The 13,445-nt window shown below is 44.7% G+C and carries 3 protein-coding genes and 5 rRNA genes (1 of these 8 only partly in view); all 8 read right to left on the bottom strand.

Annotated elements, in window-relative coordinates:
- Window positions 1-88 precede the first annotated feature (88 nt).
- A complete protein-coding gene (locus C9J31_RS00090) occupies window positions 89-1,420 on the bottom strand; it encodes a D-alanyl-D-alanine carboxypeptidase family protein (protein WP_107951695.1) in 1,332 nt (443 codons plus the stop codon).
- Between the two features lie 142 nt (window positions 1,421-1,562).
- Window positions 1,563-3,026: an IMP dehydrogenase gene (gene guaB / locus C9J31_RS00085; protein ID WP_010856978.1), complete on the bottom strand. Its 1,464-nt coding sequence runs from the start codon at window positions 3,024-3,026 to the stop codon at window positions 1,563-1,565.
- Between the two features lie 410 nt (window positions 3,027-3,436).
- Window positions 3,437-3,552, bottom strand: a 5S ribosomal RNA gene (gene rrf, locus C9J31_RS00080).
- Between the two features lie 188 nt (window positions 3,553-3,740).
- A 23S ribosomal RNA gene (locus C9J31_RS00075) occupies window positions 3,741-6,669 on the bottom strand.
- 309 nt (window positions 6,670-6,978) lie between these two features.
- Window positions 6,979-8,530: ribosomal RNA gene (locus tag C9J31_RS00070) — 16S ribosomal RNA — on the bottom strand.
- The 16S, 23S and 5S rRNA genes sit together here, the layout of an rRNA operon.
- 317 nt (window positions 8,531-8,847) lie before the next feature.
- A complete protein-coding gene (locus tag C9J31_RS00065) occupies window positions 8,848-9,741 on the bottom strand; it encodes a patatin-like phospholipase family protein (protein WP_107951744.1) in 894 nt (297 codons plus the stop codon).
- A gap of 834 nt (window positions 9,742-10,575) precedes the next feature.
- Window positions 10,576-10,691: ribosomal RNA gene (rrf, locus tag C9J31_RS00060) — 5S ribosomal RNA — on the bottom strand.
- Window positions 10,692-10,879: 188 nt separating this feature from the next.
- A 23S ribosomal RNA gene (locus C9J31_RS00055) occupies window positions 10,880-13,445 on the bottom strand (it continues 363 nt past the right edge of the window).

The following is a 13,445-nucleotide window of genomic DNA, read 5'->3' as shown; positions in this document are numbered from 1 at the left end:
CTAATAGCGTATGCAAATCACTCATGAAACGTGAAAAAAGAACACGCTATGTTTTTTTAACATCTGCGTGCTCCTTCTACATTAATTTTTAAAATAAACCGCCCACGAAGTCAGAAATGCCGCCCCATAGATTACCGAAGAAGCTTCCGATCCCTTGGAAGAATAGTGAGATACCGCTAGCGCGTTCCACAGCTCCTGTTGTGACTACATCGGATGAAAACTCCTTGCCATCAATAAAGCCGTAATCTGTGCCTTCTGTGCGCTCAATAACGACCTTACCCACAACAGTATCTTTTTTCACTTCTGCTTCCAAACTCTTTTTATCTAACTCTAATTTAGGTTTATATAAATCTTTTTCTGATGACTTCACCATAAATGAAATTGGCTCTTTCACAGCGATAGCTACTTTGTCTTCTTTCCCTTTCGTAACTTTCACTGTTTTTTGATCTTTGAATTTATAGTCTGCTGGAATAATTTCATGTTTTGAAAACTGTGTGAAGCCATAGTCAAATAACTTTGCTGTAGCATCAAAGCGGGCTTTATATGAGCCTTGACCACTTGCATCTACGGCTTTCATCACTACTGCTATTAAACGTGTACCATTGCGCTCAGCAGTACCTGTGAAACAATGCCCTGCGAAGTTTGTTGTACCTGTTTTTAAACCGTCTACACCTTCATATTGGAATACTAGCCCAGGTAACATAAAGTTCCAGTTAGACATTTCAATTGCATCATCTGTACCCTCACGGAACGTCTTTTTCGTAATTTTAGACGTATCTAATACCTTAGGATGATCTTTTAGCAGATGGTACGCAAGCTTTGCTACAGATTTAGCAGGCATCACATTTTCATCTTCTGGGCCTGTCCCTGATGGATGCATGCCAAATAAATCTGCATTATTAAGGCCTGTAGAATTTACAAATTTATAATCTTTAAGACCAAGCTCTTCCGCTTTTTTGTTCATTAGTTTTAAAAATTCAGTTTCAGTTCCTGCAATGGTTTCTGCAATAGCCACTGTTGAAGCGTTAGCAGAATATATAGCCATTGCTTCATATAATTCACGAATCGTGTAAGAACCATCTGCACGTAATGGTACATTACTTAAAGCGCGGTTTTGAGACATACGATACGTATAATCTGTTACACGGTATTCCTGATCCCACTTCACCGTACCCGCATCAATTGCGTCTAGAAGTAAGTACTCTGTCATCATTTTAGTCATACTCGCAATACCTAACGAAGTATTTGCATTTTCTTCATATAGAATTTTTCCTGAGTCTGCGTCAATTAATATCGCAGCGTCTACTGTTAGTCCTAAATCTGATTCCGCATTTGCCTTCGCAGGAATTCCCGCAAACATACTAAATAACAGAGCAGGAATTAGGAGCAAACGTAATACGGTGTTCATTGTCTTTTTCACCTTCAAAGCCCTCCAATAAATAATCTTGTCCTCGACAATTTTATCATAGATACTATCGTCCGTGCGCAATCTCTATCATAAAAAAATGCTCTCGTGCCATCTTTGTAGACGATACGAGAGCATAAAAGTTGCTAACAATATATTACATTGAATAGTTTGGTGATTCTTTAGTAATTTGTACATCATGTGGGTGTGATTCACGAAGACCTGCACCTGTCATACGGATGAACTGAGCGTTATCACGTAAATATTCAAGGCTAGGTGCTCCACAGTAACCCATACCTGCACGAATACCACCAATAAGTTGATAAATTGTATCTGCTAGTGGACCCTTATATGGCAGACGGCCTTCAATACCTTCTGGTACTAGTTTCTTCGCATCCTCTTGGAAGTAACGATCTTTTGAACCTTTTTCCATTGCTCCAATTGATCCCATTCCACGATAAACTTTAAAGCGACGACCTTGGAAAATTTCAGTATCTCCAGGAGATTCTGAAGTACCCGCTAGAAGTGATCCAAGCATAACGATGTTACCACCAGCTGCAAGAGCTTTTACGATATCACCAGAGTACTTAATTCCACCATCCGCAATAATTGTTTTACCAACTTCACGAGCAACTGTCGCACAATCGTAAACTGCTGTAATTTGTGGTACACCAACGCCCGCAACAACACGTGTTGTACAAATAGAGCCTGGTCCGATACCTACTTTGACAACATCTGCACCAGCATCAAATAATGCACGAGCGCCTTCGCCTGTTGCCACGTTACCAGCAATGATTTCTAATTCAGGGTAAGTTTCACGAATCGAACGAATTGTTTGAAGCACACCCTCTGAATGACCATGTGCTGTATCAATAACTACGATATCTACTTGTGCCTCCACAAGCTTCTCAATGCGAATCATAGTATCTTTTGAAACACCTACCGCTGCACCAACTAGTAAACGTCCATGTACATCTTTTGCAGCGTTCGGGAATTCAATAACTTTTTCAATATCTTTAATTGTGATCAAACCAGTTAATTTACCGTCTTCATCAACAATTGGTAGTTTCTCGATTTTATATTGTTGAAGAATCTTTTCAGCATCCTCTAAAGTCGTACCAACAGGAGCTGTAATCAAGTCTTCTTTTGTCATTACATCTTCAATTTTTAAAGAGTAGTCAGAGATAAAACGTAAATCACGGTTTGTAATAATTCCTACGAGCTTTTGGTTTTCCATACTATCCACAATTGGTACACCTGAAATTCGGTATTTACCCATTAAATGCTCTGCATCGAAAACTTGGTGAGTCGGAGTTAAGAAGAATGGGTTTGTAATAACACCATTTTCAGAACGTTTTACTTTTTCTACTTGTTCAGCTTGCTCATCAATACCCATATTTTTATGGATAATACCGATACCACCTTGGCGCGCCATAGCAATAGCCATTTTAGATTCTGTTACAGTATCCATACCTGCACTGACCATTGGAATATTTAATTTAATCTTTGGTGTTAGTTGAACTGATAAATCAACATCTTTCGGTAATACTTCTGAATGAGCCGGTACTAATAATACATCATCAAAAGTTAAACCTTCTTTGGCAAATTTAGTTTCCCACATTATCGTAACTTCCCCCTATAGTTAAAAGAATATTAATTGTAAGATTAACAACGTGTCATGCTACTGTCAAGAAACTTATAAAAGAAAGACAATTCAGACTTTTAATTATATCAATTTGTATCCCTTAATTTCCAATTGTAAGAGAAAGAATTTCTTTACTTACAGGTATAATATTGCACGTGAAATACTTACTTATGGAAAAAACAAGAACCTCAAACCGCAACATCTAACTTTAATAACACTACTTTTTTATCAACTTATAGTATCACAAAATTATAATGAATAGCTGATTATCATCGGATAGCAGCTTTTTATAGAAGTTTTGCACACTTTTCTTTTAATTATTTGATTTTTTCATTAGTATTTTCATAAATAAAAAAACAGCCAGCACTCAGCTGACTGTTTTGTGTGCCTAGCGATGTCCTACTCTCACAGGGGGAAGCCCCCAACTACCATCGGCGCTAAAGAGCTTAACTTCCGTGTTCGGTATGGGAACGGGTGTGACCTCTTTGCCATCATCACTAGACTATTGTTGGCTTTCAATATACGTCGTCTTTCTTTGTCAGCTTCATTCGTTCAGTCAGTCACGTACTTAGGTACGCTCCTTCCTTCTCTCAATTGCTTCCTTGAACTACTCGTATCTTGAAACCCTCTTTTAGAAAGATGTTGTTCTTTCAAAACTGGATAAACGGTGCATTGAATGTTTCAAACATTTTGGTTAAGTCCTCGATCGATTAGTATTCGTCAGCTCCATGTGTCACCACACTTCCACCTCGAACCTATCTACCTCATCGTCTTTGAGGGATCTTACTTACTTGCGTAATGGGAAATCTCATCTTGAGGGGGGCTTCATGCTTAGATGCTTTCAGCACTTATCCCGTCCACACATAGCTACCCAGCGATGCCTTTGGCAAGACAACTGGTACACCAGCGGTGTGTCCATCCCGGTCCTCTCGTACTAAGGACAGCTCCTCTCAAATTTCCTACGCCCACGACGGATAGGGACCGAACTGTCTCACGACGTTCTGAACCCAGCTCGCGTACCGCTTTAATGGGCGAACAGCCCAACCCTTGGGACCGACTACAGCCCCAGGATGCGATGAGCCGACATCGAGGTGCCAAACCTCCCCGTCGATGTGGACTCTTGGGGGAGATAAGCCTGTTATCCCCGGGGTAGCTTTTATCCGTTGAGCGATGGCCCTTCCATGCGGAACCACCGGATCACTAAGCCCGTCTTTCGACCCTGCTCGACTTGTAGGTCTCGCAGTCAAGCTCCCTTGTGCCTTTACACTCTACGAATGATTTCCAACCATTCTGAGGGAACCTTTGGGCGCCTCCGTTACCTTTTAGGAGGCGACCGCCCCAGTCAAACTGTCCGCCTGACACTGTCTCCTGCCCCGCTAAGGGGCATGGGTTAGAATTTCAATACAACCAGGGTAGTATCCCACCGACGCCTCCTTCGAAGCTGGCGCTCCGAGATCTCTGGCTCCTACCTATCCTGTACAAGTTGTACCAAAATTCAATATCAGGCTACAGTAAAGCTCCACGGGGTCTTTCCGTCCTGTCGCGGGTAACCTGCATCTTCACAGGTACTATAATTTCACCGAGTCTCTCGTTGAGACAGTGCCCAGATCGTTACGCCTTTCGTGCGGGTCGGAACTTACCCGACAAGGAATTTCGCTACCTTAGGACCGTTATAGTTACGGCCGCCGTTTACTGGGGCTTCAATTCGCAGCTTCGCTTGCGCTAACCACTCCTCTTAACCTTCCAGCACCGGGCAGGCGTCAGCCCCTATACGTCACCTTACGGTTTTGCAGAGACCTGTGTTTTTGCTAAACAGTCGCCTGGGCCTATTCACTGCGGCTCTCATGCGCTTGCACGCTCAAGAGCACCCCTTCTCCCGAAGTTACGGGGTCATTTTGCCGAGTTCCTTAACGAGAGTTCTCTCGCACACCTTAGGATTCTCTCCTCGACTACCTGTGTCGGTTTGCGGTACGGGCACCTCTCACCTCGATAGAGGCTTTTCTTGGCAGTGTGAAATCAGGAACTTCGTCCTTAAAGGACTCGCCATCACAGCTCAACGTTACAGTGTGCGGATTTGCCTACACACACGCCTTACTGCTTGGACGCGCACAACCAACGGCGCGCTTACCCTATCCTACTGCGTCCCCCCATTTCTCAAACGGTGAGGAGGTGGTACAGGAATATCAACCTGTTGTCCATCGCCTACGCCTATCGGCCTCGGCTTAGGTCCCGACTAACCCTGAGCGGACGAGCCTTCCTCAGGAAACCTTAGTCATACGGTGGACGGGATTCTCACCCGTCTTTCGCTACTCATACCGGCATTCTCACTTCTAAGCGCTCCACCAGTCCTTCCGGTCTGACTTCAACGCACTTAGAACGCTCTCCTACCACTGACATCGTAGATGTCAATCCACAGCTTCGGTGAATCGTTTAGCCCCGATACATTTTCGGCGCAGCGTCACTCGACCAGTGAGCTATTACGCACTCTTTAAATGATGGCTGCTTCTAAGCCAACATCCTGGTTGTCTATGCAACGCCACATCCTTTTCCACTTAACGATTACTTTGGGACCTTAGCTGGTGGTCTGGGCTGTTTCCCTTTTGACTACGGATCTTATCACTCGCAGTCTGACTCCCGTGTATAAATATCTGGCATTCGGAGTTTGTCTGAATTCGGTAAACCGGGATGGCCCCCTAGTCCAAACAGTGCTCTACCTCCAGTATTCTCATCACGAGGCTAGCCCTAAAGCTATTTCGGAGAGAACCAGCTATCTCCAGGTTCGATTGGAATTTCTCCGCTACCCACACCTCATCCCCGCACTTTTCAACGTGCGTGGGTTCGGGCCTCCAGTAAGTGTTACCTTACCTTCACCCTGGACATGGGTAGATCACCTGGTTTCGGGTCTACGACCACGTACTAATTCGCCCTATTCAGACTCGCTTTCGCTGCGGCTCCGTCTTCTAAAACTTAACCTCGCACGTAATCGTAACTCGCCGGTTCATTCTACAAAAGGCACGCTATCACCCATTAACGGGCTCTAACTACTTGTAGGCACACGGTTTCAGGATCTCTTTCACTCCCCTTCCGGGGTGCTTTTCACCTTTCCCTCACGGTACTGGTTCACTATCGGTCACTAGGTAGTATTTAGCCTTGGGAGATGGTCCTCCCAGATTCCGACGGAATTTCACGTGTTCCGCCGTACTCAGGATCCACTCAGGAGGGAATGAACTTTCGACTACAGGGCTTTTACCTGCTCTGGCGGACCTTTCCAAGTCGCTTCATCTAACTCATTCTTTTGTAACTCCGTATTGAGTGTCCTACAACCCCAAGAGGCAAGCCTCTTGGTTTGGGCTCTTCCCGTTTCGCTCGCCGCTACTCAGGGAATCGATTTTTCTTTCTCTTCCTCCAGGTACTTAGATGTTTCAGTTCCCTGGGTCTGCCTTCAAGACGCTATGTATTCACGTCAAGATACTACGCGATTAAACGTAGTGGGTTCCCCCATTCGGAAATCTCCGGATCAAAGCTCACTTACAGCTCCCCGAAGCATATCGGTGTTAGTGCCGTCCTTCTTCGGCTCCTAGTGCCAAGGCATTCGCCGTGCGCCCTTAATAACTTAACCTACGTCGGCTTCCAATACACTGCGTATTTCGTTGTCAGCTTCACTCGTTCAGTCAGTCACGTACTAAGGTACGCTCCTTTCCTCTCTCGCTTGCTTCCTAGAACTACTTGTGTCTTGAAACCCTACATTATCTGTTATTAAGCCTAAAAAACTTAAAAAATAAATGTGTTTGTTACTATTTCAATGTCGTTTTATCCAGTTTTCAAAGAACAAGTTTTGAAGTTATTCATTCAGAAGAATGAACCTTCAAAACTGAACGCAAAACGTAATCTTACAAACCCAAGGTTTGTATTCCGAAAATATCCTTAGAAAGGAGGTGATCCAGCCGCACCTTCCGATACGGCTACCTTGTTACGACTTCACCCCAATCATCTATCCCACCTTCGGCGGCTGGCTCCAAAAGGTTACCTCACCGACTTCGGGTGTTACAAACTCTCGTGGTGTGACGGGCGGTGTGTACAAGGCCCGGGAACGTATTCACCGCGGCATGCTGATCCGCGATTACTAGCGATTCCGGCTTCATGTAGGCGAGTTGCAGCCTACAATCCGAACTGAGAACGACTTTATCGGATTAGCTCCCTCTCGCGAGTTGGCAACCGTTTGTATCGTCCATTGTAGCACGTGTGTAGCCCAGGTCATAAGGGGCATGATGATTTGACGTCATCCCCACCTTCCTCCGGTTTGTCACCGGCAGTCACCTTAGAGTGCCCAACTAAATGATGGCAACTAAGATCAAGGGTTGCGCTCGTTGCGGGACTTAACCCAACATCTCACGACACGAGCTGACGACAACCATGCACCACCTGTCACCGTTGTCCCCGAAGGGAAAACTGTATCTCTACAGTGGTCAATGGGATGTCAAGACCTGGTAAGGTTCTTCGCGTTGCTTCGAATTAAACCACATGCTCCACCGCTTGTGCGGGCCCCCGTCAATTCCTTTGAGTTTCAGTCTTGCGACCGTACTCCCCAGGCGGAGTGCTTAATGCGTTAGCTGCAGCACTAAGGGGCGGAAACCCCCTAACACTTAGCACTCATCGTTTACGGCGTGGACTACCAGGGTATCTAATCCTGTTTGCTCCCCACGCTTTCGCGCCTCAGTGTCAGTTACAGACCAGATAGTCGCCTTCGCCACTGGTGTTCCTCCAAATCTCTACGCATTTCACCGCTACACTTGGAATTCCACTATCCTCTTCTGCACTCAAGTCTCCCAGTTTCCAATGACCCTCCACGGTTGAGCCGTGGGCTTTCACATCAGACTTAAGAAACCACCTGCGCGCGCTTTACGCCCAATAATTCCGGACAACGCTTGCCACCTACGTATTACCGCGGCTGCTGGCACGTAGTTAGCCGTGGCTTTCTAATAAGGTACCGTCAAGGTACAGCCAGTTACTACTGTACTTGTTCTTCCCTTACAACAGAGTTTTACGAACCGAAATCCTTCTTCACTCACGCGGCGTTGCTCCATCAGGCTTTCGCCCATTGTGGAAGATTCCCTACTGCTGCCTCCCGTAGGAGTCTGGGCCGTGTCTCAGTCCCAGTGTGGCCGATCACCCTCTCAGGTCGGCTACGCATCGTTGCCTTGGTGAGCCGTTACCTCACCAACTAGCTAATGCGCCGCGGGCCCATCCTATAGCGACAGCCGAAACCGTCTTTTAGTCTTTCACCATGAAGTAAAAGAGATTATTTGGTATTAGCCCCGGTTTCCCGGAGTTATCCCAAACTATAAGGTAGGTTGCCCACGTGTTACTCACCCGTCCGCCGCTAAATCAGAGGAAGCAAGCTTCCTCATCATTCGCTCGACTTGCATGTATTAGGCACGCCGCCAGCGTTCGTCCTGAGCCAGGATCAAACTCTCCATAAAAGAAATTTGATTAGCTCAAATTGTTTTGCTGGCATCAATTTTGATGTCCAAAATTTTGTTTTGTTCACTAACCGAAGTTCGTTACTAAAAACGTTATTGATTACGTTTTGCTTGTTCAGTTTTCAAGGTTCATTTACCTTAACTCTTTCGTTAAGAGTTAACTTTTATATAATAACATGTTTTTAAGATAATGTCAAACAGTTATTTTACTTTTATATTTTCGTAGTTGCATGTCGTAACAGCAACTTTTATATAATAACATCTACATTGTTGCACGTCAATAGTTTATATCATTTTTTTATAATGATAATAGTTTTTCATATTCTGAACCTCGGCCAAGTCTTTAGAAATTGGATAGTACGATTTCTTCCTATCTCTAGTAAGGTTTCCTTTGTCTCTTCATTTAAATCAAATTGAGTAGCACTATAATCATCTACAGGAATAAAAATAATATCCCTTTCGTGTCTTCTAGAAATATATCTTTCATCATGTGCTCCCTTCATTGTAGCAAATAGCGCTTCAAATAAATTTAAACCATTTTTTATTTCTTGTGGGCATTGTTCTTCGCTACGGCGACTTAGTTTAAGACCTATTATCGGCCTCACTTTACGCCCATTGCCATCATCAAATATCCATAAAGGAAAGTTACTTAATACCCCGCCATCAACAATAACAGATTCACCCTTGCCGGTCTTTAAAGTAACTGGCTCAAAGAAGAAAGGGATTCCACAACTCATACGTAAAGCACATGCAACTGAAAAATTTTCTGCATCGATATGATATTTGTGCAAATCATCTGGTAATACAATCATTCTACCATTGGTTAAATCTGATGCCACTAATTTCAATGAACCTTTAGGCAAATCGCCAAAGGTATAAACACCTTTAGCCGCTAATTTTTGAAAGAACCATTTTTCTAAGGCTTTTCCTTTATATAAACCTAAATGATTATATACATTAACCCATTTCATAAATGGAAGTGGTAGAAATGTTTTTCGAGGATCTAATAGTGAAGGCACATCTAATTCTTCTAGCATTCTTTCAATCTCTTGTCCACTATATCCAGCAGCAATAAATGCTGCTAATATGGCCCCTGCACTTGTTCCGGCTACTCTCTTAAAACGGAAATTTTGATCTTCTAATACTTGATAAGCCCCAACCAATGCAAAACCCTTTAAACCTCCGCCCGAAAAAACGCCATCAATCCACAAAATTCCCTCTCCTTTTTCAAGTAATCTTTACATTATAAGAATTATGTAATGGAATTAGAACTTAAAACGGAGATTGATGTCAAATTAACGATAGTTTCTACTTTTCTAGAATTTATGATAATCAAAAAAATTTCAGCACGGTTAAGTACACTTTCCAATCCTATTTACTTATTAATTGATAAAGATTAACTCTATTTTAAATTATGCAGTTACCTTTTAGGTTTAAACATTTTATTTACTTTAAACACCTTACATTTCCATAAAGTCCAAGCTCTCATGCTTAGCTAGTTGTGGTAATGCTTTTGTTTCCAATTCGATTGATCTATAGATTCAACTGTTGTAACTACTTTTCTCAAACTACAATTTATAAAAATACCTTTCGTAATTGTTTCACAGATTACACATTTCAACAAAATTCCTATAAATGACCCTAATTGTAATAACTTAATTTAGATTTACTAAATGAACATTCTACTAAGTCAGGTCCCTTATATAAAACAACAACAACGTGCACTATCACTAATACAAATTAGCCGATATACTAGAATTCCCTCAAAATTTAATTTAAATCTTTTCGGATTAATTGATTCTACTTTTCTATATCAAATTAATAGAAACAATTGCTGTACAATACTATAAGGTGCATTGACCCCTTATTAGTCATTGTAGAAAAATATATATTTACACATATACATTTAAACCAAGTTCTTTAAATTGGCGTGTAAAATAAAACAAGAAGAAACTATACAATTATAGTTTCTCCTTGTTTTAAAATAGCCTTTTATGTTTTTAAACAACAAAAAAACAGCCAGCACTCAGCTGACTGTTTTGTGTGCCTAGCGATGTCCTACTCTCACAGGGGGAAGCCCCCAACTACCATCGGCGCTAAAGAGCTTAACTTCCGTGTTCGGTATGGGAACGGGTGTGACCTCTTTGCCATCATCACTAGACTATTGTTGGCTTTCAATATACGTCGTCTTTCTTTGTCAGCTTCATTCGTTCAGTCAGTCACGTACTTAGGTACGCTCCTTCCTTCTCTCAATTGCTTCCTTGAACTACTCGTATCTTGAAACCCTCTTTTAGAAAGATGTTGTTCTTTCAAAACTGGATAAACGGTGCATTGAATGTTTCAAACATTTTGGTTAAGTCCTCGATCGATTAGTATTCGTCAGCTCCATGTGTCACCACACTTCCACCTCGAACCTATCTACCTCATCGTCTTTGAGGGATCTTACTTACTTGCGTAATGGGAAATCTCATCTTGAGGGGGGCTTCATGCTTAGATGCTTTCAGCACTTATCCCGTCCACACATAGCTACCCAGCGATGCCTTTGGCAAGACAACTGGTACACCAGCGGTGTGTCCATCCCGGTCCTCTCGTACTAAGGACAGCTCCTCTCAAATTTCCTACGCCCACGACGGATAGGGACCGAACTGTCTCACGACGTTCTGAACCCAGCTCGCGTACCGCTTTAATGGGCGAACAGCCCAACCCTTGGGACCGACTACAGCCCCAGGATGCGATGAGCCGACATCGAGGTGCCAAACCTCCCCGTCGATGTGGACTCTTGGGGGAGATAAGCCTGTTATCCCCGGGGTAGCTTTTATCCGTTGAGCGATGGCCCTTCCATGCGGAACCACCGGATCACTAAGCCCGTCTTTCGACCCTGCTCGACTTGTAGGTCTCGCAGTCAAGCTCCCTTGTGCCTTTACACTCTACGAATGATTTCCAACCATTCTGAGGGAACCTTTGGGCGCCTCCGTTACCTTTTAGGAGGCGACCGCCCCAGTCAAACTGTCCGCCTGACACTGTCTCCTGCCCCGCTAAGGGGCATGGGTTAGAATTTCAATACAACCAGGGTAGTATCCCACCGACGCCTCCTTCGAAGCTGGCGCTCCGAGATCTCTGGCTCCTACCTATCCTGTACAAGTTGTACCAAAATTCAATATCAGGCTACAGTAAAGCTCCACGGGGTCTTTCCGTCCTGTCGCGGGTAACCTGCATCTTCACAGGTACTATAATTTCACCGAGTCTCTCGTTGAGACAGTGCCCAGATCGTTACGCCTTTCGTGCGGGTCGGAACTTACCCGACAAGGAATTTCGCTACCTTAGGACCGTTATAGTTACGGCCGCCGTTTACTGGGGCTTCAATTCGCAGCTTCGCTTGCGCTAACCACTCCTCTTAACCTTCCAGCACCGGGCAGGCGTCAGCCCCTATACGTCACCTTACGGTTTTGCAGAGACCTGTGTTTTTGCTAAACAGTCGCCTGGGCCTATTCACTGCGGCTCTCATGCGCTTGCACGCTCAAGAGCACCCCTTCTCCCGAAGTTACGGGGTCATTTTGCCGAGTTCCTTAACGAGAGTTCTCTCGCACACCTTAGGATTCTCTCCTCGACTACCTGTGTCGGTTTGCGGTACGGGCACCTCTCACCTCGATAGAGGCTTTTCTTGGCAGTGTGAAATCAGGAACTTCGTCCTTAAAGGACTCGCCATCACAGCTCAACGTTACAGTGTGCGGATTTGCCTACACACACGCCTTACTGCTTGGACGCGCACAACCAACGGCGCGCTTACCCTATCCTACTGCGTCCCCCCATTTCTCAAACGGTGAGGAGGTGGTACAGGAATATCAACCTGTTGTCCATCGCCTACGCCTATCGGCCTCGGCTTAGGTCCCGACTAACCCTGAGCGGACGAGCCTTCCTCAGGAAACCTTAGTCATACGGTGGACGGGATTCTCACCCGTCTTTCGCTACTCATACCGGCATTCTCACTTCTAAGCGCTCCACCAGTCCTTCCGGTCTGACTTCAACGCACTTAGAACGCTCTCCTACCACTGACATCGTAGATGTCAATCCACAGCTTCGGTGAATCGTTTAGCCCCGATACATTTTCGGCGCAGCGTCACTCGACCAGTGAGCTATTACGCACTCTTTAAATGATGGCTGCTTCTAAGCCAACATCCTGGTTGTCTATGCAACGCCACATCCTTTTCCACTTAACGATTACTTTGGGACCTTAGCTGGTGGTCTGGGCTGTTTCCCTTTTGACTACGGATCTTATCACTCGCAGTCTGACTCCCGTGTATAAATATCTGGCATTCGGAGTTTGTCTGAATTCGGTAAACCGGGATGGCCCCCTAGTCCAAACAGTGCTCTACCTCCAGTATTCTCATCACGAGGCTAGCCCTAAAGCTATTTCGGAGAGAACCAGCTATCTCCAGGTTCGATTGGAATTTCTCCGCTACCCACACCTCATCCCCGCACTTTTCAACGTGCGTGGGTTCGGGCCTCCAGTAAGTGTTACCTTACCTTCACCCTGGACATGGGTAGATCACCTGGTTTCGGGTCTACGACCACGTACTAATTCGCCCTATTCAGACTCGCTTTCGCTGCGGCTCCGTCTTCTAAAACTTAACCTCGCACGTAATCGTAACTCGCCGGTTCATTCTACAAAAGGCACGCTATCACCCATTAACGGGCTCTAACTACTTGTAGGCACACGGTTTCAGGATCTCTTTCACTCCCCTTCCGGGGTGCTTTTCACCTTTCCCTCACGGTACTGGTTCACTATCGGTCACTAGGTAGTATTTAGCCTTGGGAGATGGTCCTCCCAGATTCCGACGGAATTTCACGTGTTCCGCCGTACTCAGGATCCACTCAGGAGGGAATGAACTTTCGACTACAGGGCTTTTACCTGCTC

It is taken from the genome of Lysinibacillus parviboronicapiens, from assembly GCF_003049605.2.
In the GTDB taxonomy this organism is placed as follows: domain Bacteria; phylum Bacillota; class Bacilli; order Bacillales_A; family Planococcaceae; genus Lysinibacillus; species Lysinibacillus parviboronicapiens.
Note: the sequence above shows the minus strand (reverse complement) of the source record. Positions and strands in the feature narration are given on the sequence as shown.